Origin of the sequence: uncultured Tissierella sp. (assembly GCF_902479755.1) — a bacterium.
Lineage (GTDB): Bacteria > Bacillota > Clostridia > Tissierellales > Tissierellaceae > Tissierella > Tissierella carlieri.
On record NZ_CABSQO010000006.1, the window covers coordinates 34,109 to 59,741 of the forward strand.

A 25,633-nucleotide genomic window follows, 5' to 3' on the forward strand; every position below is an offset into this window, starting at 1 on the left:
CATTTTTAAGAATTAATACTATCCTATCATTAGGAACTAGAACAATTAATAATTGTTAATTGTGCATTGTGAATTGATTAAACGGGGGGATACAATGAAAGAGCTTTTACTTAAACGGAAATCAAGATTTATATTTTACATACTGGCCTGCTTTATACCAGTGTTAGATAACACATTGGTAAACTTGGTTATGTCAATGATTATAGGTAGTATTCAAGTTGGAACAATGGAAAATTTCATTAGAATTTGTTTTATTTCACTGGGAGTAACAGTATTAGGAGCTGTAATGTATATAGTATCTAGATTTATGAGAATATCCTTCATGAGGGATACATTGCTAGATGTTAGACTTTTAGCATTTGACAAGATATTAAACTCATCCTATAAAGAGTTTAGTAAGAAATCCAAGGATAGCTATATTTCTAATCTAATCAATGATATTAATATATTTGAAAGTAACTTTTTTCTACAGCTTATTAATGTAATATTTCGCGGTGGAGTATATGTAGTATCACTTACTATAATAGGGTTTTTAGATATAAAATTTTCCATAGGTGCTTTCGTTATCTCTATAATATTATTTTTTATTAGCAAGAGTTTTGAAAGTAAGACAGTTAAACTTCAAGAAGAAGTATCTGAATATAATGAGAATTTTGCCATAGAGATGTCAAATATTTTTAATGGATTAGAGATATTGAAATTAAATAATATAGAAGACCAATTTCTATCTAAGGCATTGAAATCTATTACTGGATTAGAAAGAAAAAAGTTTGAATTTAATATATATACAGATAGCCAAAGAAGAATTATGGAGTTCCTAGGCTTCGGATTCTTAATAGGATCTATGGTTTATTTGTCTACTTTATTAGGAAAAGGTATATCTTTAACCAAAGTAACCTTTATGGTGCAATTAGCAAATGGTTGTATATGGAATGTTACTTCTATTTTACCTCTTTTTAATCAGCTCAAATCATCAGCTAAAATATATGATAAGATAACAAAGAACAATGAAGATGATTCGGTTTATATACAAAAGGAAAAGGATTTTACATTTAAAAATGAAATAGAAGTTAAAAACCTATATTTTGAATATGAAGGAAAAGAAATTTTGAAAGATACATCCTTCAAGATTGAGAAGGGTAAGAAATATTTACTCAAAGGGACAAGTGGTGCGGGTAAATCGACATTGATTAAATTACTATCAATGATTTATGATGATTATAAAGGTAAAATAACTGTGGATGGCGTAGATTATAGGGAAATTAAAGAATCTAGCTTAAATGATAAAGTTTCTTTCATATACCAAGATGTATTCTTATTTGAGGATACCATATATAATAATATAGCATTATATAAATCCTATCATGAAGGAAAAATTCAAGAGGCAGCCAATAAAGCAGGACTAGATAATCTACTTCAAAAAAAGGAAAATGGAATTCATGAAATGTTAATGGAAAATGGAAAGAATTTATCTGGCGGAGAGCGACAAAGGATTTCCATTGCTAGAGCCATAGTTAAGGATTGTGAGATTTTATTTGTAGATGAGGGGACCTCAAGCCTTGATGAAGAATTGGGAAGAAAGATAGAAGAGACAATACTTTCTTTAGATTGTACAGTTATTGCTATTTCTCATAGATATTATGAAGGAATAACAGAAAAATATGATCATATTTTAGAAATTAAAAACAATCAAATTAATGAATATAATTCAAATGAATACTTTATGGAGGTGGCAATATGAAAAGGTCCATAAAGAAATCTTGGGTATATCTAGCCCTAGCATTTTTAGTGCTGACTATTGGAATAGCCTTAGACGGATATATAACTATTAAGATTATGAGGATAATTGATGCGGCTATGGAAGGAAATATGAACTTATTTAAAGAAGAAGCTATAAAAGCCTTCTTATTTATTGGATTATCACTTCCATTTAACATCCTTTCTTCTTATACAAGGGGACTATATATATATAAATCCTTAGTTAAAACAAAGGTCAACTATGTAGAGAAATTATTTGGTAAAAATATTAATGAATTTCAATCTGAGAATAATGCAAAATATTTATCTGCTATAACTAATGATATGAACAATATAGAGAAGAAGTACTTAGAAGGAATATATGAAGTAGGAAGCAGCTTTATTGGGTTTTTAGTATCCTTTATAGTTATTGCCTCAGTAAGTCCATCAGCTCTGTTTATTGGAATAGGCATATCTATAATATCAGTGGTTTTATCAATGGCAGTAGGAAAGCCGTTACAAAGACATGAAAAACATAGGTCAGATCTATTCGAAGGATATACATCTTATATAAAAGAAGTCCTAGGAGCCTTCCAAATTATTAAGGCTAATAATCTAAATGAAAAAGTTAAAGAAGATTTTTATAATAAAAGTAAAGATATTCAATATAAGGGATATACAATAGATAAAATCCATACTTATACTTTATCTTTGCAGCAACTTGTAATGTATAGCTCAACATTTGGAATTCTTATTATATCAGCTTTTATGGCTATAAGGGGATCAATAACTACTGGGGCTGTTATTTTAATAGTAAATAATATGAGTAGAGTGATTTTTCCTCTGATGAACCTAGCGGAATGGTTTCCAAAGATATTTTCAGTCAAATCATTATTTGAGAAAATGGATGAAAGTCTTAAAAATTATGACAACCATAAAGAAACAATGGATATAAATGAATTTAATAATAGCATTGAATTTAATGATGTATCCTTTGGATATGAAAATAAGGAAGTATTAACAGATGTTAATTTAAACATCGTGAAAGGAGAAAAGTATTTAGTTGTAGGTCCTAGCGGTGGAGGAAAATCAACATTATTAAAGCTTTTTAGAAAATATTTCAATCCCACCAATGGAGATATATTAATTGATGGCAAAAGTTTGAAGGATATTAAGAAAGCAAGTTATTTTAACAATATTTCTAATGTGGAGCAACAAGTATTTCTATTTGAAGATACACTTAGGAACAATATTACCCTATATAAGGATTATAGTGAAGAGGAAATTAATCTTGCTATAGAAAGAGCTGGATTGAAAGACTTTGTAAAAGGTTTGCAAAACGGACTTGATACTATGATATATGATAATGGAAAGAATATCTCTGGAGGAGAAAGATCAAGAGTTGCCATAGCGAGGGGACTCCTTTCCAAATCAGACATAATTTTTCTTGATGAGGCTTTCGCAAGCCTAGACTCTAAGGTAGCTAAAGAGATAGAAAATACATTATTAGATTTAGACGGTGTAACTATAGTAAATGTAAGTCATGTAATATTCCAAGAAACAAAGGATAAGTATGATAAAATTTTTGTAGTTAAAAATAAAGCAGTTATATAATAAAAAATGAGCTATTTAGCTCATTTTTTATAACCTATAGGAAATCTACTATTCTTAATCTAGATGAAAGTCTTTTTATTTCATTCTATAAAAAAATATACTTGATGCCAGTCTAATCACAGCTACTGCAATTAGTGCAATGTATATATTTGTCATATCCATTACCTTTACACCGAGAATAGGAGAAATACCAGAGATAATAGCTATAAGAGTATTATAGATAGCTATATAAATAGTTCTATTTTCATTTGGAATGATTTCTAATAATATATTAAATAATAACAGAACTGTACCGGCCACTGATACTCCTATTAAAACATTGAATAATACTAACAGCCATATTTGGTTAGAGACTGCATATAGAAGGGGAGTTACACCCATTCCTATAATAGCTATAGCTAAAGTTACATTATTTCCGTTTTTATCTGCCCATTTTGGCCATTTAGTATATGTCCATATTGAGGAAATGGCACTAGCTATAGATATGGCAGCTAACCAATTTTCATCAGCTTTCAATATCTTTATAGTATAAATATTAAATAAAGGTTGAGCACCTACCCAGCCAATATGAAAGAAAAGTGATGCAAAAGTAAATAGAAGGAATTTTTTATTATTAGGTATTTCCTTTAGTACCTGTTTTAAAGAAGATAAATAATTAGATTCTTTTTTATTTTTATTTGTAAAACCTTTAAATTTAAAGAAAGAAATCACTTCAAATACAGATACTATAAATGCAATAATGAAGAAAATCTGATAGAGCTTTATAGTATCTTTATCTGTTTTTGGTATAGATGTAAGTAGCTTCCCAGATATAAATGTTATAATTATTCCAACAAATGAAGAATATTTATTTCTAAGGCCCATTGCTTCGCCTCGTTCTTTTATGCAAAAAACATCTCCCATACTAGCTTGATATCCCATAGTTCCAATACTACCTGGTAAATTCATCAAACCTATCATTAGGACAAATAGACTAGCCTGATTTACATTTAAAAATGGTATAATAGCTATAAATAAAAAGAAAATCTTATGTAATAACATTGTACCGCCTATGGTTTTTTGTTTATTGCTTAATGATTCAATCAGTATAGCTCCAGGTATAAAAGCTAATATGCTTATAAAATGAGGTAAGGATGTAAGATAAGCTATCTGGTAATCAGTAGCTCCTAATCTTTCAGCAAACTTTGAATAATATGGGTTAACTAAGTTGGTTACAACGGCAGCTAAAATTCCATTTAAAATATTAATTTTCTTGTTATAATCAAAATCATATTGGAGAGAAATGGAGCTTTCGGTCAATTTATACACCTTCTATTATTTATTCAGATTCTAGCAACATTATATAATAAGTTCTGAATTAAATAAAGAATTATATTGTTTGTAATATTCAAATAAAATAGTAAAATTATATATAGGGAGTGGTCTCATGTTTGGTAGAAATATTAATTTAGATCAAAGTATATTGCTTAAAAATAAAATACCTTTACTGTATAATGATGAATCTTGGGTTAAATTGTTTGGAGATGTTAATGATAAGAATATTCAAAATACTAAAGAAGAACTTATTGAGCTTGTATCAAAAGAAAGAGAGTTAGAAATTCAAAACAGGGAATTGCAGAGGGAAAAATTAAAATGTATGAAAATGATTCTTGGGATATCAGATTCAATAAATAACGATAATAAAGTTGAAAATATAGCACTTTTAGATGATTATAAAAATCGAATGATTAGTATAAATGAAGAGCTAGAGGAACTGACTTTTCAACTTGAGACAATACCAAAAGAAATAAGAGAGGCAAATCTTAAATTGTTAAATCTGACAATTGAATATGGTTATGATGAGCTTAAAGTCAAAGAAAAGGTTGTTGCTCAATCAATAGGTGAAATAGAAGTTTTAAGACAGAAATTAAAGAATTTAATAAAAACAAAGCATGATTATGAAGAATGGATAAATGAGACATATACTTTTCTTCATGGACTTTTAGGATCAGAAGTTATAGAAAAAATTGATAAAGAGAGATTTAAATAAAATGATATGTGAAGATAGAATATCCATGGGAACAGATATCGTGAATATAAATAGAATAAAAAAAATAATATCAGAGAAAAAGAGTAGATTCTATGATAAGATATTTACAGTAAAAGAAATAGAATATATTTCTAAAGGTGGTCATAAGTGCACAACTATAGCAGGTAGTTTTGCTGCTAAGGAAGCTATTAGCAAGGTTCTAGGAACAGGGATAGGGTCTGTAGGCTGGAAAGAAATAGAGATACTTCATTGTGCGAGTGGAAAACCCTATGTAAACCTTATAAATAAGGGAAAAGAAAAATTAGAAGAACTGGGTTTAGATAGTATAGAAATATCTATTTCTCATGAGGAAGATTATGCTTTAGCCTTTGCAATAGGATATAGAAGCAATAATATAAATATAGAAATAGATGATTCTATGAAAAAATTACTGCCTAGAAGAAGTAGAGATAGCCATAAGGGAACTTATGGTAGAGTGGCTGTTATAGGTGGAAGTAGAGGGATGGCAGGTGCACCTTATTTAACGTCAATGGCAGCATTAAGAACTGGAACAGGTCTTGTATATAGTATAGTACCTAAATCTTTAGAAAACATTATGTCCATAAAACTTACGGAAGTAATAATAAAATCAGCAGAAGATAAGAATAAAGGATATTTTACAAAAGATTCATTATCTGATATTTTAGAAGGAATAGAAGGAATGGATGCAATAGCCATAGGGCCTGGTATTGGAGCAGATAAGGAAAGAACTTATCTAATTGAAGAAATTATAAATAATTATAAAAGGCCCATAGTTATAGATGCAGATGGAATAAATTGTTTATCCATTAATCCAGATATTTTATATAAAAGAGAACAACCAATTATCATTACCCCACATCCAGGAGAATTGGGAAGATTCCTAGGTATAAGTACAAAGGAAATCCAAGAAAATAGAATTTATTATTCTAAATATACTTCTGAGAAATATAATATAATAGTAGCTTTAAAAGGATTTAATACCATAGTTGCATCACCTAAGAATGAAATATATATAAATGCAACTGGGAATCCAGGAATGGCTACTGCAGGATCAGGGGATTTACTTACAGGAATTATAGCCTCTTTTATAGGTCAAGGATTAATATCAATTGATGCAGCAAAGCTAGGTGTATTTTGTCACGGATTAGCAGGAGACTTAGCTAGTATTTATAAAGGAGAATATGGAGTTATTGCTACAGATATATTAGAAAATATCCCCTACAGTATTAAAAAAATTCAAGAGTAAAGGTTGGGGTGATATTGAAAAGGCTCCTATTATTTATATTGATCCTTATGGTTTTATTAACATCATGTAACTTTTCTTCTAAGGAGAAAATTCTGTATAAAGACAAAAGAGTCTTATCTAAAATAGAAAAAACATATGAAAAATATAACGGATATAAATGTAAAGCTAATATTAAAATTATTTCAGGCGAAACAGAATCAATATATTTAATAGAAGAAACATATAACAAACCTAACAAATATAAATTAGAAATTTTAAAGCCGAAAGAAAGCAAGGGTATAATAATACTAAATACTGATGATAAAGTTTTTGTTGAACATCCATCGATTAACCAATCCATATCATTAATAACAATAAAATCTTTAAATAAGCAGATGCTAATAGGAGGATTTTATGAAAATATATCTAAATCAAATACAATTAGTACTCAAGAGATAAATAATGAAGAATATCTTACTTTTGAATTTAAGCTTGAGGAAAAAAATAAATACAGGGATTCTGCAAAGATTTGGATAGAAAAGAAAAATTATACTCCATATAAATTAAATATATTTGATGAGAGTGGTGCATTACAGGTAGAAATTACTTATGAAAACTTTAAATTTATTAGAAACCTAAAGACAAAATTATAAGGGGGATTATTAAATGTATACTTTAGATGAAACAAGGCCAGTATGGGCAGAAATCAACTTAGATAACTTAGCTCACAATATTAGAGAGGTGAGAAAACATACAAACGAGAATGCATTAGTTACTGCTGTAGTAAAAGCTAACGGATATGGTCATGGTTCTGTAGAGATATCAAAAACTTTCCTAGATAATGGTGCAGATAGATTAGCAGTAGCTATTCTAACAGAAGCTATAGAATTAAGAAAAGGAAATATAACTGAACCAATATTAATTTTAGGTTATACACCTCCAACACAATATGGAAAACTATTGGACTATGATTTAATTCAGGCTATATATAACTATGAAGAAGCTAAGATATTATCAAATAAAGCAGTAGAACTAGGGAAAACAGCCATAATTCATATTAAGATTGATAGTGGAATGGGTAGAATTGGATTTATTCCAGCTAAAGAATCTATAGAAGATATAATAAAGATATCTAAGCTTCCTAATATCTATATAGAAGGAATTTTTACTCATTTTGCAAAAGCTGATGAAACTGATAAATCTCATGCAAGAAGTCAATTTGAAAAATATGTAAACATAGTTAATGATTTGGAAGAACAAGGATTAAATATACCAATAAAACATGTATCTAATAGTGCTGCAATTATTGATTTGCCACAGTATAATCTAAATATGGTTAGAGCAGGAATAATGATATATGGTTTTTATCCTTCAGATGAAGTGAGAAAGGATATAGAGTTAAAGCCAGCAATGACTTTGAAAGCTAAGATATCTCACTTAAAAGCAGTACCTAAAGGAACTGGGATCAGCTATGGACAAATTTTTGTTACAGAGAAGGAATCAAAGATAGCAACTATACCCATAGGATATGCAGATGGATTTACTAGATTGCTAACTGAGAAAGCTGAAGTAACTATAAATGGTAAAAGGGCAAAAATAATAGGGAAAATATGTATGGATCAATGTATGATAGATGTCACTCATATAGAAGACGTGAAACTAGGAGATGAAGTGGTAATATTTGGATGTGAACCAGAATACCCTCATGCCGATGAACTCGCAGAAAAAATTGGTACAATAAATTATGAAATTGTATGCATGGTAAGTAGAAGGGTTCCTAGAGTCTATATATCTAATGGAAATATAGTGAAGATAAAAGATTATTTACTGGAATAAAGCTTAAAAGGAATAAATTGATGAATAGGTTGACATTGGCAACGAAAAGCATATATAATTGTTTTAGGCTATTTTATATATTTTTTATCCAAGATTTTGTGTGGGGGGTGTGCCTTTATGGCTGAGACTAGAAGGATAACAGTTAGTTTACCCAATAGCCTCCTAGAAGAAGTTGATGTTATGGTTCCTATGGAGTATAAAAACCGTTCTGATTTTATAGCAGAGGCCATGAAACTCTTTATTAGTGAGAAAAAAAAATTAGATATTATTGAGAAATTGAGGGAAGGATATAAGGAAATGAGTCAAATTAATTTAGCTTTTGCTGAAATGGGGTTAGAACAAGATATTCTTGAACTAGCCACATATGAAGCAAGTCTTAAGAGGCAGGCGATATTATGATAGTTAAACGAGGAGATATATATTATGCTGATTTAAGTCCTGTTATAGGATCTGAACAAGGAGGGGTAAGACCAGTACTTGTTATCCAAAATGATGTTGGAAACAAATATAGTCCTACTATTATTATTGCTGCAATTACTTCCCAGATAAATAAGGCGAAATTGCCTACACATGTAGAGATAAATGCTCCAGAATACGGACTACCAAAGGACTCAGTAGTCCTTCTGGAGCAAATAAGAACTATAGATAAAAAGAGACTTCGAGAGAGAATAGGAAGATTCAGTGAAGAAATGATGTCTAACGTAGATGAATGCTTGAAAATAAGCTTAGGATTAATAGAACTATAGTGAATACATACATATTAAAAATAGGCATTACTTAATGCTTATTTTTTTATTGGTTTTGTAGTATAATTAAAATCAGTGAATAGTGAATTGGAGGAATACATATGAAAAATAAAATTAAGAGAATAGGAATTGGATTAAGTGCAATAGTTATATTATTAGGAGCAACAAGAGTATTTTCGGAACCAGGTTCTGAATCAGATCCATTAGTCACTCTTAGTTATGTAGAGAAAAAAATAGAGCAATTAAAATACTATGTAGATACAGAATTAGGAAAGAAAAATACTGGAAATGAGACTACGGGATCATGGGCAGTAGTTGAAGTGCCAGCAGGAAAATCTTTAATCTGTAAAGATGGGACAGAGATCATACTACGTTCAGGAGAAGCTAGAGCTATAGCAATAGTAGTCAATGGTGTAATGAATGGACTAACAGATATTACTGTAGGTAAAGATTTGGCAATGGAAGAAAATATCATAGCAAATCATTTACTTATAATACCTAGAGATGATGGAAGAGGAGCTAGAGCTTTAACAAATAGTTTTTTCCTAGTTAAAGGAGATTATGAAATACGATAGGAGGAGTACTTTGATTGATATAAGGGAGTACAAAAGTGGTGATGAAAAGGGAATATTAAATTTATTTAATGAAATATACACTGCATCTAGAGAAGAAGAATATTGGAGATGGCAATTCATGGAGAATCCATGGGGAGAGTCAGTTATTGTTGTAGCAGAAGAAGACTCTAAGATAATAGGACAATGTACACTTATCCCTACAAAGATTATAATTAATGACAAAGAGATATTAGCAGGCCATTCAGTAGATACTATGATTAGCAAGGAATATAGAGGAAAAGGTATATATGAGAAAATGGCTAAAAAGTCTTATGAATTAGCTGCCCTAAAAGGAATAGAAATCAGAGTTGGATTTCCAACTAACGAAGCATTGAGAGGCCTACTAGGAGATGATATTAGTGCAGCTCTAGTAGGGGATATTCCACTACTACTTAAGCCTTATAAATTAGATAATTTTTTATCTAGTATAATAAAATTGAAACCTTTAGCTAAAGCATTGGCTTTACCTAGTACCTTATTCATAAAATTTATCTATAAGGAAAAGACAATGAAGATTAATAAGCTTTATATATTTAAGGAAGTAAAGGAATTTAATGAAGACTTTGATATACTTTGGGATAAAATAAAGATAAGTAGTCAAATAATGACAAAAAGGGATAGTGAATTCTTAAACTGGAGAATCAAAAATCATCCTAAGAATCATTATAAGACCTTTGGAGCTTATTTAGAAGATGAATTAATGGGATACATGGTAGTAAAGATAGAAGAACGAAGTTTGAGAGGCAAATCCAATGTAAAACTAGGAAGTATTGTAGACATGATAGGTATAGATGAAAGTATATTAACAGGTCTTTACTTAGAAGCAAAAAAATATTTTAAAGTTGAAAAAATAGATTTTGTAGTATCTTGGGCTTCTGAATCTATGAAATATCGTCAATTTCTAGTTAAATTAGGTTTTTTCAAATCTAGGTCTTTAATAGCTTTTGTAGTTAAGGATTTAACACAAAAAAAAGAATTGGAAAACTACATCATCAATGAGAAAAACTGGTATGTTATGCCCATTGAATCAGATATCTACTAAATGATGCAAGGCGAAATGGAGGAGAATTTATGACATCAACGAAGGATATGAAAATAACTATTATTGGATTAGGTTATATTGGCTTGCCTACTGCTGCCATATTTGCTAAATCAGGAATGACAGTATTAGGCTATGATATTAATGAAAAAGTAATAAATGCTTTAAATCAAGGGAAAATTATAATTGAAGAACCAGGTCTTGAAGATTTAGTTAATGAAGTTGTAGAAGAGGGGAGATTAAAAGGTATTAGCAAATTAGAGGAAGCTGATGTTTTTATTATTTCAGTTCCTACACCAATTAACAAGGATAAGACTGCTAATATGGATTATGTTAGAAAAGCAGCTGAATCTATAGTTCCCGTACTTAGAAAAGGAAATATAGTAGTCTTAGAATCTACTTCCCCACCAGAGTCTACTGAAAAAATAATATTACCTATACTTGGTAAATCAGGGCTTGATATAGGAGAAGAAGTTTTTGTTGCTCATTCACCAGAAAGAGTTTTACCAGGTAAGATAATTCAAGAACTAATTGAAAGCGATAGAATTATTGGGGGAATAAATGAAAAATCTGCTCAGTTAGTTAAGAATTTATATAGTGTTTTTGTTAAGGGGGAGATTTTTACAACTGATTCCAAAACAGCAGAAATGTGTAAGCTTATGGAAAATACTTATAGGGATGTTAATATTGCCTTGGCAAATGAGCTTGCCATAACTTGTGAAGAGATGGGGATAAATGCTTGGGATGTTATAACTTTAGCTAATAGGCATCCTAGAGTTAATATTCATCAGCCGGGACCAGGGGTTGGAGGACATTGTTTAGCAGTTGATCCTTGGTTCATAGTAGAAAGACAAATTAAAGGAAATATTATTAAACTTGCTAGAGAAACAAATGATAATATGCCAAATCATATATTAGATAAACTAAAGGAAATTTTCCCAGATAAAAATGCTAAAATATCTATATTAGGACTTACATATAAACCAAATATAGATGATATGAGGGAAAGCCCTATAGTAAATTTGGTAAAATTATTAAAAGAAAATACCAGATTTACTTTATCATTACATGACCCTCATGCATGTAAGGAAAACTTTGAGTTAGGTAATCTTATGCTTGATTCCTTATATGATGTAGTTAAGGATGCAGATTTAATGATACTGGCAGTAAATCATAACGAATATAAAAATATAGACTTTAAAAAAGTAGCTACATTGATGAAAGACAAGCATATCTATGATACTAGAAATTTCTTAGATGAAGCTTTCCTTAAAGATTTAGGTTTTAAAATTACACTATTAGGCAGGGATTAAAATGGAGAAGGTATTGATTATTGCCAATGAGTTTCCACCAATGGGTGGTGCTGGAGTTCAAAGAACTACAAAATTTGTTAAGTATTTACCCAAATTTGGTTACGAGCCAGTAGTCATAACTAAAGAACATGTGGCAGATTTAACTGATAAAACTTTACTAGAAGATTTACCAAAAAATTTAAAAGTATATAGGTTAAAGCCTTATGATACTGTAAATAAGAAAGGAATCCTTAGATTACCATTTAAGTTCTTAGGTACTAGAATATTATCACCAGATTCAGAATTCTTTTGGTATTATTTCAATAGGGACAAGATAGTTGAGATAATTAAGAAAGAAAATATAAATATCATTTATACGACTTCTTTTCCTTATAGTTCACATTTGATGGGATTATATATCAAGAGACTCTTCTCTAATATTAGATGGATAACTGATTTTAGAGATGAATGGACTAACAATCCATATCATTTGGATAGTTGGTATAAAAAAATAAAATTAAATCTTGAGAAGAAAAAGGAATTAGAAGTTACTAATGAATGCGATTTTCTTATTACTAATACACCTTTTATGTTAGATAATTTTATTAAAGATAATCCGTCTTTAGTAGGACGCTCTACTTATATACCAAATGGATATGATGAGGAAGATTTTGTTGGACTTAATAATGCAAGAGATGGTGGAGACAAGTTTGTAATCACATATACAGGTTCTCTCTATGGCAGACGAAATCTAACTGAATTTTTAGATGGATTGAAAATAGCAATTGACAATAAAAAAATTGATAAGGGTAAATTAGAAATAAGAGTAGTAGGTAATATATATCAGGAGGTTTTAGATGAATATGCTAAAAAATATGATTTAGTGGATAGTATGAAATCCTTTGGATATTTGCCTCATAAGGAAAGTATACAAATGCTATATAATTCAGACATTCTCCTACTGGTAATTGGTAAAGGTAAAGGATCTAAGAACTTTTATACTGGAAAGATATTTGAATATATAAGAGTGGATAGACCTATTTTATCTATTGTTCCAGAGGATGGTGCTGCGGCACAAGTAATCAATGAGACTAATACAGGCACTGTAGTAGATCCTGAAGATATAGATGGAATAAGTGTTGCTTTAGAAAAATATTATAAAAGCTGGACAGAAGGTAAATTAACTCATGAACCAAATTGGGATAAGATACAAGTATATAGTAGAGAATCTCAAGCGAAAAGACTGTCTGAAATATTCAAGGAATCAAAGGATATTTAGTAATAATTTAGGAAGGTGATTTTGTGAAGAAAAAATGGAATTGGATAGATACAACTATAACAATTGTCATATTGTTAGCAGTCGTAGTATTTTTAAACAGAGGTAAGATAATTAAAAAATCTAAGGATGTTGTGACAGCAGGCGGCAAGAACATAGTCATAACTGTTGAAGCCAGTGAATTAACTGAAGAAATGGTAACTGATTTAAAAATAGGAGATCAACTTTTCTCCCAAAACAATTTACAAAAAGGTTTTGTAGAAGAAATAAACATTGACCCAAAAGTGAAATCTATTGTAGGTGAAGATGGAAAAATTGCTACTTATGAAGATGCAGAGGAAGTAACAGTAACTGTAAAGATTAAGGCAGAAGTTGCTTCGTCAGGTCCTTATATGGATTTAGGCGGTCAAGAGATAAAAGTAGGACTTCCTATAATAATGAAAACAACTACAGTTGAATTTCCTGGTACTATAAAGTATATAGAGGTGAAATAATTGAAACTAATAGATAAAGAAGGTAGAATTTTTGGTAAAATAAATATTTTGGATTTTCTTGCTATGATTTTAGTAGTATTTTTAATATTTTTATCTCTTTTAAAGATATTAAATAAAGATCTTGCAGATTTATCTGTAAAGGATGAAATAGTTAATATAGAAGTAGAAGCAACTATTGTGACAGATAAGGGATATCTTGATGTGATAACAGTTGGAGATCAATTAGGCGAGATGAAGCATTATTTAGACGCTTATGTAGAAGAAGTTGAAATATTACCTGTAGAGGCGACAAATTTAGATAAGGATGGAAATGTAGTTACCTCAATAGATCCAATGATGGAGAAGGCTAGGATCAAGTTTAAAGCAACTACTCCATATAAAAATTATAGCTATAAGTTTGGAAAACAAGAGTTGAGACAAGGCAAAATAATCTTTATAGAATCTGATTTATATAGGTTAAAAGCTCAAATAGTAAGTTTAAAGGTAGTGGATTAATATGGATATAAGAAAAGCTATTGAAGGAAGTTTTATTTTCAACCTATTACTTAGGCTTAAAAAATTATCAGATAATAGTTTTTTATTTAGGATGCAAAATAAAACCGATAATAAAGGAAAATATAAGCCTGAAGAATATAAAACTTGGATGGATATTAGTTTTATTTATATATTTCTTATGAATTTAGATAAGAAATTTATGAAGATGGAAGAATTTATATTTAACTCCTTAAGAAATAGTGTAATTTTAAGACCCTTTATGAAAAAAATAAATACAGAAGAGGTATCTCCAGAAAGACCTATTAGAGATAATAGCTATTTATATAAAATAATCAAAAAGATAAAAGGTAAAGGTACTTGGTTAGATTTATTGATATTTATTCCTGCTTCTTATATAGTTGTGGATTTTGTAATTAGAAGGACTCGAGGATTAGCTTCTTTAGGTTCCATATGGGATGAATTATTATTAATTCTTCTAGTTGGATATATAATTCTTAAAAGAATATTATCTGGTGGAAAAATTAAGCATAATTTTACACCTATGGATTTGCCCGCGGCTATCTATATAGTTTTAGGAATTTGCCATGTGTTTATAGTTGCGCCTAATCTAGGTATAGCAATAGAAGGATTTCGCGCAGTTTTCCAGCATATTCTTTGGTATTTTGTGGCTACACAATTTATTAGAAGTATAGAAGATTCTGAGAGAGTGATTAACTTAATGCTTTCTACAGGACTGTTCATGGGAGTCCATGCAGTATATCAATATATTGCGAAGGTTCCTATGCCTGGGAATTGGGTAGATACAACTGAAAATATTAGAACTAGGGCTTTTTCTATAGTTGGTAGTCCTAATATATTAGGTGTTATTTTTGTTTTACTTATTCCTATTGCAATTTCAATGCTTATTACTCATAAGGATAAATATATGAGAGTATTTTATTTTAGTGCAACTATATTTATGACCATAGGTTTACTTTTGACTTTATCTAGGGGAGCATGGTTAGCTTTTGCTGGAGCTATGTTTATTTTCATTATTACTTTAAATCCAAGGTTAATAATACCTTTTATAGCCTTTGTAGGTATATTTATTTTATTTGGTGGTTCTTTAAGTCAGAGATTATTGTTTATGTTATCTCCTGTATACCTAATAAAATCTGCGGCTGGAGGTAGATTATATAGATGGGAAATAGGGCTTACTATGTGGCGCAGAAACAGATTATTCGGCGTTGGACTTGGTAGATATGGTGGAGCAGTAGCAATTAATAATCAATTGGCTCCTTTCTATCTAGATAATTACTATCTTAAAACGTTAACTGAAATGGGGATATATGGTATAGTTGGTTTAGCTTTTGTTATTATATGCTTTATTATTTTTGCTATGAAGATAATAAGATATCAGGATGATATTAAAAAGAGAATCCTTGCTATCGGATTATTTTCAGGAGCAATGGGGGTACTAGCGCAAAACTTTGTTGAAAATATATTCGAAGTGCCCGCTATGGTCATATACTTTTGGATTGTAATTGCATTAATAAATACTCTTGCACCAAAAGGAAAGACAGAAACCAATTAATAGAAAGGAGGGTCTTAAATGAAGGTACTTCATCTAATAAGCGGTGGAGATACAGGTGGAGCTAAAACTCACATAATCTCTCTTATAAAGGGTATCGATAAATTAATAGATGCAAAAATTATATGTTTTATTGAAGATACATTTTTCTATGACGCTAGAGCTGCTGGTATAGATATTGAGGTATTTGAGCAGAAAAGTAGATCAGATATGTCAGTAGTGCATAGACTAGCTGATGAAGTTGAAAGAGAAGAATATGATATAATTCATTGTCATGGAGCCAGAGCGAATTTTATTGCTATGTTCTTGAGAAAAAAAGTGAAAAAACCATTTATCACCACTATTCATAGTGATTATGAATTAGACTTTAAGGATAATTTCTATAAAAAAATTATTTTCACTTCTTTAAATAAGTTTGCTCTTAAGAGATTTAAATATTTTATTGCTATTTCAGATACTTTTAAGGATATGCTAATAGATAGAGGTTTTAAAGAAGAGGAAATATTTACAGCATACAATGGTATAGATATGGAACAAGAATTAAAATATATCTCTAGAGAAGAGTTTTTAGGAAGGTATGGAATTAACTATGAAGGTAAAATTATAATTGGTATTGCAGCAAGACTAGATAAAGTAAAGGATCACGAGACTTTTATTAATGCTGCATCTATTATACTTAATAGACGAAAAGATATAATCTTCTTAATTGCAGGAGATGGATATGAAAGAAGGAAATTAGAGTCACTAGTTCAAGAACTAGGTATAGAAGAATATATCTATTTCTTAGACTATGTGAAGGACCAATTTTCATTTTTTAATGCAATAGATATAAATACTTTAACTTCATTAAGTGAAAGCTTTCCTTATGCGATATTAGAGGGGGCTCTAATGAAAAAGCCTATTATATCAACAAATGTAGGTGGACTAAGTAAATTAATAGAAGATGATGAAAATGGTTATTTAATCCCTGTCGGTGACAGTAAAGAGTTAGCTGATAAAATAGATATCTTATCAGCAGATAAGTCTAAAGTCAAAGAGATGGGAGAAAAATTATATAAAAAGGTTGAAGAAAAGTATTCTTCTAATGCAATGGCAAGAAAGCATATTGAAATTTATCAAGAAATACTGGGTAATGTGAAATGAACCATATAATATTTTTATTGAAAAAAGAATGGCTGCAGAAAAAGGAGAATTTCTATGAGATTTAAGGACTCAATTCTTATATCAGGATATTATGGCTTTGATAATAGCGGAGATGATGCTATTTTAAAAGCTATAGTAAAAGACATTAAAGAATATAATAAAGAGATAAATATAACTGTGCTTTCTAAAAATCCTCCTAAAACTGAAAATATGTATCCAGTGCAAGCTATCAATAGATTCAAAATTAAAGAAGTGTTTGGAGCTATGAAAGACTCATCCTTATTTATTTCAGGGGGGGGATCCCTATTACAGGATGTAACAAGCACTCGTTCTTTATTGTACTATTTAACTTTAATGAAGATCGCTAAGTTGTATAAGAAACCTGTAATGATATATGCTAATGGTATTGGACCAATTAAAAAGAAGCTAAACAGGTTTTTAACAAGAAAAATATTAAATAGGGTAGATATCATAACATTAAGGGATGAAGACTCTAAAGAATTTATATCTGATTTAGGAGTTAAAAATAAAAACATAGTGGTTACAGCAGATCCTGTATTTACTTTGGAGCCAGTATCGGAGGATAGAGTTAGAGGAATACTTGAGTGCGAAAAAATACCTACTGATAAGAAATTTATAGGTGTTTCAGTTAGACAATGGAAAAATGCAGAAAATTTAATTACGATTATGGCAGATGCCATAAGGTATATAATAAAAGAGTATAATGTAAATGTATTAATGATACCTATGCATTATCCAGAAGACTTGGAAATAAGCATTGAAATAGATAAATTAGTAAATCAAGAAGGATGTTATGTAATATCACAAAAATATAATGTGGAAGAAATAATGGGCATAATTAAAGAAATGGAGATAATAGTAGCAATGAGGCTTCACTCATTAATTTATGCGGCTACTCAGCAAGTCCCAATGGTGGGGTTATCTTATGATCCTAAGGTAGATGGGATATTACGTTCTATTGGAATGGATTATATATGTAATGTGGAGAAATTAGTCTATGATGATTTAATAGAAAAAATAGATTGTGTATGGAATAACAGAAATGATATTAAAGAAGATTTAAAAAGACAAAATGAGGAATTGAAAAATAAGGCGTTATCTAATGTAACTATGGCATTAGATTTATTAAAGGGGTAGATTGTTATATGGATAGTATAGAAATATTTGGAGTAAAAATACATAATATAACCTTTGATGAAGCTACTAAAGAAATGATAAATTATTTAAGAGGTAGTGAGCTAAAAACAATTTATACTCCAAATACTGAAATTGTTATGGGGGCTAAAGATAATGAGCAACTTAAAGGTTTGATAAATGAAGGTGATTTAATAACAGCAGATGGTATAGGATTGATTTATGCCTCTAGAATTAAGAAAAAGCCTTTAAAGGAAAGGGTAACAGGATATTACCTAACTATTAAATTACTTGATATAGCTAATGAAAATAATTATAGTGTGTACTTACTAGGTTGCGAAGATGGTGTTGCTAAAGCAGCAGCAGAAAATATAAAGAAAACCTATCCAAATATTAGAATCGCAGGTTATCATCATGGATATTTTAAAGGTACCCATAATGGTTGCGAGAACCATGAAGAAGAGATTAAAGTTATCAATGATATAAATTCTTCAAATCCAGATATAATTTTTGTTGGACTAGGATTTCCTAAGCAAGAAAATTGGATAGATACTAATAAGGGAAATATTAAGGGAAAGATTATAATAGGTCATGGAGGGGTAATGAATATCTTAGCAGGCAATACTAAGAGTACGCCTAAGATATTTGAAAAATTAGGTTTAGAATGGTTCTATAGATTAGTAAAGGAACCTTCTAGGATCAAAAGACAGATAGTGTTGCCTAAGTTTATGCTAAAGGTATTGTTTTCTAAGGATGTAATTAAATAAGGAAGGAGGAATTTTATGGGGCATAAAGAAAAGTGGTATAAGATTGTATATAGCTATATTTTAATAGGTATTGGTGCACTTTTGATGGCAATATCTTTAATTTATTTTCTTGCACCGAATACTATAGCACCGGGAGGTGTTACTGGTTTTGCTGTAGTTATAGAAAAAACTGTGAAAGTTCCTATATACATTACAAACTTAGCATTAAATATCCCTTTGTTTATTTTTGGTACGAAAATTCTAGGAAAAGAAACAGCAATAAAGACATTGTATTCTACCATATTATTGTCCCTGTTTTTGAAAATTCTTCCACCAATAGTTCTAACCCATGATCTATTACTGTCCTCTATATTTGGAGGGGTATTATGTGGTATAGGCCTAGGCATAGTTTTTAAATTTGGAGGGACTACGGGAGGTACTGATTTAGCAGGAGCAATATTAAATAGTAAATTTCCGAGTTTAAGTACAGTCACTTTTATGACAATGATAGATTTGTTTGTAGTTATTTTCGCAGGTATAGTAGAGAGAAAAATTGAAACTTCCTTATATTCTATTATTGCTATGTTTGTTATAATGAAGGTAATAGATATGATTTTGGAAGGTATTGGATACCTAAAGGGATTTTTTATTATTTCGGATAAACCTGAAGAAATAAGTGAAAAACTTATGACAGAATTAGGTAGAGGAGTAACTTTGTTAAAGGGAAAAGGTATGTATTCCAAGGAAAATAAAGATGTTCTTTTATGTGTAGTTCCTAGAGCCCAATTTACTAGAGTAAAGGATATGGTAAAAGAATTTGATCCATATGCCTTTGTAATGGTGTCTGAAATGTATGAAGTGCTAGGTGAGGGATTCACATATGAGAAAAAACAATAGGAGGGATATAATGGAGTTAAAAGAAATAGCTCGAAATATTAGAGTAGACATAATTAATATGCTGGAAAAATCTCAGTCTGGTCATCCTGGTGGTTCTTTATCAGCAGTGGAAATCTTAACAACTTTATATTTTAAAGAAATGAGAGTAGATACTACTAATCCGAAATGGGAAGATAGAGATAGATTTGTATTATCAAAGGGACATGGTACTCCAGTATTATATGGAACTTTAGCGGAAAAAGGATTTTTCCCAAAGGAAGAGTTAGATAGATTTAGGAAGATTGGTTCAATGTTACAAGGTCATCCTGATATGAAGGATATTCCAGGTGTTGATATGACTACGGGCTCTTTAGGACAAGGGCTAGCTGCTGCTAATGGCATGGCTTTAGCAGGAAAATTAGATAATAAAGACTACAGGGTATATGCTATGATAGGAGATGGAGAATGTCAAGAAGGACTAATTTGGGAAGCTGCTATGTTAGCTGCACATTATAAATTAGATAATATAACTATATTTTTAGACCATAATGGACTTCAAATTGACGGTCCAAACAAAGAAATAATGAATATTGAACCTATTGATGAGAAGTTTAAATCATTTGGCTGGCATGTACTGACCATTGATGGTCATTCTTTTGATGAAATATTAAATGCTATAGAGGAAGCAAAAAATACTAAAAATAAACCTACTATAATTATTGCTCGTACTCATAAGGGAAAAGGAATATCATTTATGGAAGATCAAGTAGGTTGGCATGGAAAAGCTCCATCAGCTGAAGAAGCTTCTAAAGCTTTAGAAGAACTAGGAGGTGGTTTGAATGGCTAATATGATTGCAACAAGAGATGCATATGGTGAGGCACTAAAAGAGTTAGGTGGAAATAATAAGAATATAGTAGTATTAGATGCAGACCTTTCAGGCTCTACTAAAACTTCAGTTTTTGCTAAGGCTTATCCTGAGAGATTTTTTAATGTAGGTATAGCAGAGCAAAATTTAATAGGTACAGCAGCGGGATTAGCAACAGCTGGTAAAGTTCCTTTTGCAAGTACCTTTGCAATGTTTGCTACAGGTCGTGCCCTAGAAATTATTAGAAACTCTGTATGCTATCCAAAATTAAATGTAAAAATTGCGGCAACTCATGCAGGTTTAACTGTAGGGGAAGATGGAGCAACTCATCAAGCATTAGAAGATATTAGTTTAATGAGGTCTTTGCCAAATATGGTGGTTTTAAGCCCAGCAGATGCAATAGAAACAAAACAATGTATATTTAAGGCAGCAGAACATGATGGACCAGTATATATAAGACTTGGGAGAGCAAAAGTCCCTGTAATATTTGATGAAAATTATGAGTTTGAAATAGGTAAAGGTGTGGAACTAAAAGAGGGAACAGATGTAACTATTATAGCTACAGGTGTTATGGTTGAAAAAGCATTGTCTGCATCAGAAAAGCTAGCAGAAGAAGGTATATCAGCAAGAGTTATAAACATGTCTAGTATTAAACCTATAGATGAAGGTATTATAATAAAGGCGGCTAAAGAAACTAAAGGCATAGTTACCGTTGAGGAGCATAGTATAATTGGAGGATTAGGCAGTGCAGTAGCCGAAGTAGTGGTGGAAAACCAACCAACTCGTGTTATTAGGATAGGAACTATGGATACTTTTGGTGAGTCGGGAGATGGATTTGAATTATTGGAAAAATACGGGCTTAATGTAGAGAATATTATAAGTAAGGCAAAAGAAATATTATAGATAAGGAGACCTCTGATATTAGTATCAGAGGTTTTTTTATAACGAATTGGAAAGTTCTACTTTTTGTTTTTTTACTCTAAGAACTTGATCCTAATGAGTTCAAAGCAGATTGCTGAAATCTTTAATTTCGTGCAAGTTGTTTATGCAGTGATCAAGAAAAGCCTTTAATGATTCATTAAAAGCTTTTCTTGTAAAATAAACATAATAGAGTTCTCCATAGAATATTAATTATATAAGATTAATATTGGGGGGATTAGATTGAAAAGGAATCAAATTATTGCCTTGGCAATTATTTTAGTTATTGGGATTCTATTCATACCTAAATTGTTAAAGGGAAATGAAGGACAAATAAAATTTAAAGAAGTAAAAGAAGAAGAGATTCCAGATAAAATTTCTGAAGTATTACCTAAATACTTAATGGAAGAAAGAGCTTTAACATGCAAATATAAAGATGACATATATGTTGTAGTTACAAGAGGAGAAAAGAAATCAAAAGGATACTTAGTAGAAATAAATCAAATCATTAAGGAGAAATATAGCAAGGATGTATTTGATATAGTTGTATATGCAAGGTTTACAGATCCAGATCCTAATGAAATAGTAGAACAAGAATACGATTATCCATATATTGTAGTGAAAACAAACCTAAAAGATATGCCCGAAGAAGTGCATCTAGATATTGAATATGTTGAATAGGATTTAATGTCTAGAAATTTATTTATAATATATTTTTCAATAAACTGCAGGGGGAAAACTATGCTATATCCTGCAGTTTAATTTTTTATAGGGAATAGGAAAGTTCTACTTGAATACCTCATATCAAGAGAATTTTGTAATGAGTTTTAAAAAAGTTTCCTCTAATGAGACCTTAAAAACCTTTCTTATATATTTCATTGGAAAATATTACATAGAGGATTTTAGGAATTTATGCCGAATTAATATAAATAGGTAACAAAAAGGTTACAAAATTAAACGTAAATTGGAGGAACAAAGATATGAAGAAAACTACAAAAACAGTAATAGGGACTGCAGTATTGACTTTTTGTATTGGTACAACTAGTTTAGCAGCTAACCACACAGTAGCAAAAGGAGATACATTTTGGAAGATTTCTCAAAAATATGGTATAACATTGGAAAGTATATTAAAAGAAAATAAAGCCAATCAAAAAACAATGATTTATCCTGGACAAGTTATAAAGATTCCTGAAAGAGCAGTGAATAAAAATGCTCCTAATAGAGGAACTGTAGATAGAGTAACTGCTGAAGAAGTGGTAAAAATGCAAGCATCACAAGAAGTAGTGCAAGATACTACATATGGGGAATATCTTAATTGGTTTACTGAAGTAGACAATATAGTTCCGAGAGGAGCAAAATTTAAAGTAATAGATTTTTATACTGGAAAATCCTATATGGTACAAAGATACATAGGATCAAATCATGCAGATTGTGAGACTTTAACTAAAGAAGATACTGATATTATGAAATCCATATGGGGAGGATTTAGCTGGGTAAGAAGACCGGCTATTATAGAATATAATGGCAGGAGAATAGCTGCTAGTGTAACTTTTATGCCTCATGCAGGCCTAGATAGTGTGGCAGGTGGAGTAACAGCAAATAATAGATCTGGAGGATATGGAAGAGGAATTAATTTCGATTATATAAAAGGCAATGGAATGGATGGTCATTTTGATATACATTTTGCAGGTAGTACAAGACATATGGATGGAAAACAAGATCCAGAGCATCAAAAAATGATAAAAATAGCAGCAGGTATAAAATAAGTGAAAACTCCTAGAAGGATATCCTTCTAGGAGTTTTTTATAAAGAATAGAAAAGTTCAACTTTTTTATTTTAAGAAATTAATTTTCAAAGAGTTTTAAGGAGATTTCTGAAATCTTTGATTTCGTGCAAGTCGTTTATGTAGTGTTCAAGAAAAACTACATCCAACTGTTCACAATTTATATAAAAAAACCATATTGATTTTTATTAGAACCATGATATAATTTAGGTAATCGATTACCTAAATTATTATAGTAACTTATTAAGGAACGTGATAATAATGACAATAAAAAGAATTGCGGAATTAGCCAATGTATCTAGTGCTACGGTTTCTAAGATTATTAATGGAAAAGATAAGCATATAAGTGAAGCTACGAGGCAGAAGGTACTGGCAATAATTGAGAGAGAAGGATATATTCCTAATGGAATTGCAAAAAGTTTGAAGATGAAAAGAACTAAAACCATAGGAATTATTATGCCTGATGTTATGAATCTTTTCTTTTCCGAAGTTGCAAGGGGTGCAGAAGATGCTGCGGAAAGAGAGGGATATTCAGTTATTTTGTGTAACTCAGATAATAAACAATCAAAGGAAGAAAGATATATTCAAATTCTTCAGGAAAAGATGGTAGATGGCATAATACTAACAGCCTCTGAGAGTAGTATAAGTAAATCTTTAGATCGATGTAATACTCCTATGGTATTAGTAGATAGAGATATTGCTTCTGATAAAAAAGTAGGACGTATAGTTGTAGATAATGAAGAAGGAGCTTATAATGCTACAAATTTTCTCATAAAAAAAGGATGCAAAAACATAGGTTTTATATCTGCGGATAGTAAAACCAAACTATCAGCGGAGCGTCTAAATGGATATGAAAAAGCTCTTATAGATAATGGATTTAAAATAGATAAGGAAAAAATATTTTTACAAAATTATACCATAGAATCTGGATACCAAGGTACCATTGCCTTACTTATGCAAACAGAAATAGACGGAATCTATTGTGGAAATGATTTAATTGCTATTGGTGCTATTAAAGCTCTCAAAGAAAAGAATATTAAAATACCAGAAGAAGTTAAGATAATAGGATTTGATGATATATCAATATCTCAATACATTGATCCTCCATTAACAACTATTAAGCAGCCTATATACCAAATGGGAGAAGAAGCAGTAGAAATGTTAATATCGATGATTGAAGAAAAAAGTATTAAGATGACCAAAGTTTTAGAAACAATATTAGTTGAAAGGGGGAGTAGTTAATTGAAGCCTATAATCACAGTAGTTGGAAGTATGAATATGGATTTGGTGATAAAAGTAAATGAAATTCCCCAAATAGGTGAAACCCTATTAGGAAATGAATTATTGCAGATTCCAGGGGGTAAAGGAGCTAATCAAGGGGTAGCCATAGCCAAATTGAATAACGAGATTATATTTTTGGGTAAGGTAGGTAAAGATGTTTTTGGAGATGCATTAATTGAATCTATGAAAGAATCTGGAGTTAATATAGAACATATAGAAAAGACAGATGAATCTACAGGGATTGCAGTTATTAATGTAGATAAGTATGGTAATAACAATATAATAGTTATCCCTGGAGCTAATGGAGACGTGGATAAAGGATATCTACAAAGACATCTTATAGCTTTTGAAAAGGCTGATATCGTAGTATTTCAGTTGGAAGTTCCTTTAGAAACTGTAAAAGAAGGATTAAAGATTGCAAGAAAGCTAGGTAAGACAACCATATTAAATCCAGCACCAGCATATGAATTAGATGATGAGATAATCCAAAATGTAGATATATTAATTCCAAATGAGCATGAATTAGAAAGAATATCAAAGATAAAAGTTACTGATCAAGATTCAATATTAAAAGCCGCAAACATACTCCTCCAAAAAGGTATAAAGCAAATAATAGTTACATTGGGCGGCAAAGGAGTTCTATATATCGATATAAATGGATATAAATTTTTTGAGGCTTATAAAGTAAATGTAGTTGACACAACAGCAGCTGGAGATAGCTTCATCGGTGGTTTTGTTTCTTCTTATATAGAAAATGGAAATATAGAGAAATCTATAGAAATAGGGCAAAAAACAGCAGCATTAGCAATACAAAAAGTAGGGGCTCAGAGTTCTCTTCCGACAAAAGAAGAAGTGGATAATTTTAGGTAAAGGAGGT

26 protein-coding genes are annotated in these 25,633 nt (G+C 30.4%); 25 read left to right on the plus strand and 1 reads right to left on the minus strand.

Going from position 1 to position 25,633, the window contains the following annotated elements; translation table 11 throughout:
• Positions 1 to 94 precede the first annotated feature (94 nt).
• Positions 95 to 1,741, plus strand: coding sequence for an ABC transporter ATP-binding protein (locus tag RDK80_RS04835; protein ID WP_094899092.1), 1,647 nt, complete (start codon positions 95 to 97; stop codon positions 1,739 to 1,741).
• Positions 1,738 to 3,351, plus strand: coding sequence for an ABC transporter ATP-binding protein (locus RDK80_RS04840; protein ID WP_308523646.1), 1,614 nt, complete (start codon positions 1,738 to 1,740; stop codon positions 3,349 to 3,351). Before RDK80_RS04835 ends, RDK80_RS04840 begins: the two co-directional genes overlap by 4 nt.
• Before the next feature lie 75 nt (positions 3,352 to 3,426).
• Here the strand turns inward: RDK80_RS04840 and RDK80_RS04845 are convergent, their stop codons facing one another.
• Entirely contained in the window at positions 3,427 to 4,650 is a 1,224-nt protein-coding gene (locus RDK80_RS04845) for an MFS transporter (RefSeq protein ID WP_308523647.1), read from the minus strand.
• Between the two features lie 127 nt (positions 4,651 to 4,777).
• On the opposite strand from RDK80_RS04845, the gene RDK80_RS04850 reads away from it, so the two are divergent.
• From RDK80_RS04850 to rbsK, 23 genes are all read left to right on the plus strand, one after another.
• Positions 4,778 to 5,380 (plus strand): hypothetical protein, encoded by a 603-nt coding sequence (locus tag RDK80_RS04850; RefSeq protein ID WP_308523648.1) that lies wholly within the window; start codon positions 4,778 to 4,780, stop codon positions 5,378 to 5,380.
• Positions 5,358 to 6,647 (plus strand): NAD(P)H-hydrate dehydratase, encoded by a 1,290-nt coding sequence (locus tag RDK80_RS04855; protein WP_308523649.1) that lies wholly within the window; start codon positions 5,358 to 5,360, stop codon positions 6,645 to 6,647. The genes RDK80_RS04850 and RDK80_RS04855 overlap by 23 nt, the downstream gene beginning before the upstream one ends.
• 14 nt (positions 6,648 to 6,661) lie before the next feature.
• Entirely contained in the window at positions 6,662 to 7,279 is a 618-nt protein-coding gene (locus tag RDK80_RS04860) for a hypothetical protein (protein ID WP_308523650.1), read from the plus strand.
• 13 nt (positions 7,280 to 7,292) lie between these two features.
• On the plus strand, positions 7,293 to 8,462 hold the full coding sequence (gene alr, locus RDK80_RS04865) for an alanine racemase (protein ID WP_308523651.1): 1,170 nt from the start codon (positions 7,293 to 7,295) through the stop codon (positions 8,460 to 8,462).
• A gap of 117 nt (positions 8,463 to 8,579) precedes the next feature.
• A complete protein-coding gene (locus tag RDK80_RS04870; protein ID WP_216561802.1) occupies positions 8,580 to 8,861 on the plus strand; it encodes a CopG family ribbon-helix-helix protein in 282 nt (93 codons plus the stop codon).
• On the plus strand, positions 8,858 to 9,208 hold the full coding sequence (locus RDK80_RS04875) for a type II toxin-antitoxin system PemK/MazF family toxin (RefSeq protein ID WP_094899102.1): 351 nt from the start codon (positions 8,858 to 8,860) through the stop codon (positions 9,206 to 9,208). Before RDK80_RS04870 ends, RDK80_RS04875 begins: the two co-directional genes overlap by 4 nt.
• Positions 9,209 to 9,309: 101 nt before the next feature.
• On the plus strand, positions 9,310 to 9,783 hold the full coding sequence (locus RDK80_RS04880; protein WP_094899103.1) for a hypothetical protein: 474 nt from the start codon (positions 9,310 to 9,312) through the stop codon (positions 9,781 to 9,783).
• A gap of 10 nt (positions 9,784 to 9,793) precedes the next feature.
• Positions 9,794 to 10,864 carry a GNAT family N-acetyltransferase gene (locus RDK80_RS04885; RefSeq protein WP_308523652.1) on the plus strand — a complete coding sequence of 357 codons (1,071 nt, stop codon included), beginning with the start codon at positions 9,794 to 9,796 and terminating at the stop codon, positions 10,862 to 10,864.
• A gap of 29 nt (positions 10,865 to 10,893) precedes the next feature.
• Positions 10,894 to 12,174: a nucleotide sugar dehydrogenase gene (locus RDK80_RS04890; protein WP_308523653.1), complete on the plus strand. Its 1,281-nt coding sequence runs from the start codon at positions 10,894 to 10,896 to the stop codon at positions 12,172 to 12,174.
• Position 12,175: 1 nt separating this feature from the next.
• The gene (locus RDK80_RS04895) at positions 12,176 to 13,432 is read left to right on the plus strand and encodes a glycosyltransferase (protein WP_308523654.1); all 1,257 of its coding nucleotides are present in this window, start codon (positions 12,176 to 12,178) and stop codon (positions 13,430 to 13,432) included.
• Positions 13,433 to 13,455: 23 nt separating this feature from the next.
• Positions 13,456 to 13,923, plus strand: a complete 468-nt coding sequence (locus RDK80_RS04900; protein ID WP_308523655.1) for a DUF4330 family protein — start codon at positions 13,456 to 13,458, stop codon at positions 13,921 to 13,923.
• Positions 13,924 to 14,418, plus strand: coding sequence for a DUF4330 domain-containing protein (locus RDK80_RS04905; protein WP_094899111.1), 495 nt, complete (start codon positions 13,924 to 13,926; stop codon positions 14,416 to 14,418).
• A 1-nt stretch (position 14,419) separates the two neighbouring features.
• Positions 14,420 to 15,991, plus strand: coding sequence for an O-antigen ligase family protein (locus RDK80_RS04910; protein ID WP_308523656.1), 1,572 nt, complete (start codon positions 14,420 to 14,422; stop codon positions 15,989 to 15,991).
• An 18-nt stretch (positions 15,992 to 16,009) separates the two neighbouring features.
• A complete protein-coding gene (locus RDK80_RS04915) occupies positions 16,010 to 17,131 on the plus strand; it encodes a glycosyltransferase (RefSeq protein WP_256311492.1) in 1,122 nt (373 codons plus the stop codon).
• A gap of 54 nt (positions 17,132 to 17,185) precedes the next feature.
• Positions 17,186 to 18,289, plus strand: coding sequence for a polysaccharide pyruvyl transferase CsaB (gene csaB, locus RDK80_RS04920; protein ID WP_308523657.1), 1,104 nt, complete (start codon positions 17,186 to 17,188; stop codon positions 18,287 to 18,289).
• Between the two features lie 8 nt (positions 18,290 to 18,297).
• Entirely contained in the window at positions 18,298 to 19,053 is a 756-nt protein-coding gene (locus RDK80_RS04925; protein ID WP_308523658.1) for a WecB/TagA/CpsF family glycosyltransferase, read from the plus strand.
• Positions 19,054 to 19,068: 15 nt separating this feature from the next.
• Positions 19,069 to 19,929 (plus strand): YitT family protein, encoded by an 861-nt coding sequence (locus RDK80_RS04930; protein ID WP_256311489.1) that lies wholly within the window; start codon positions 19,069 to 19,071, stop codon positions 19,927 to 19,929.
• Between the two features lie 10 nt (positions 19,930 to 19,939).
• Positions 19,940 to 20,755 (plus strand): transketolase, encoded by an 816-nt coding sequence (locus RDK80_RS04935; RefSeq protein ID WP_308523659.1) that lies wholly within the window; start codon positions 19,940 to 19,942, stop codon positions 20,753 to 20,755.
• Positions 20,748 to 21,677, plus strand: coding sequence for a transketolase family protein (locus tag RDK80_RS04940; protein WP_308523660.1), 930 nt, complete (start codon positions 20,748 to 20,750; stop codon positions 21,675 to 21,677). Before RDK80_RS04935 ends, RDK80_RS04940 begins: the two co-directional genes overlap by 8 nt.
• A 258-nt stretch (positions 21,678 to 21,935) precedes the next feature.
• Positions 21,936 to 22,373, plus strand: coding sequence for a protease complex subunit PrcB family protein (locus tag RDK80_RS04945; protein WP_094899123.1), 438 nt, complete (start codon positions 21,936 to 21,938; stop codon positions 22,371 to 22,373).
• A 299-nt stretch (positions 22,374 to 22,672) separates the two neighbouring features.
• A complete protein-coding gene (locus RDK80_RS04950) occupies positions 22,673 to 23,458 on the plus strand; it encodes a LysM peptidoglycan-binding domain-containing protein (RefSeq protein WP_308523661.1) in 786 nt (261 codons plus the stop codon).
• 278 nt (positions 23,459 to 23,736) lie between these two features.
• Positions 23,737 to 24,717, plus strand: a complete 981-nt coding sequence (locus RDK80_RS04955; protein ID WP_308523662.1) for a LacI family DNA-binding transcriptional regulator — start codon at positions 23,737 to 23,739, stop codon at positions 24,715 to 24,717.
• The gene (gene rbsK, locus RDK80_RS04960; protein ID WP_308523663.1) at positions 24,718 to 25,626 is read left to right on the plus strand and encodes a ribokinase; all 909 of its coding nucleotides are present in this window, start codon (positions 24,718 to 24,720) and stop codon (positions 25,624 to 25,626) included.
• The last annotated feature ends 7 nt before the right edge of the window (positions 25,627 to 25,633 follow it).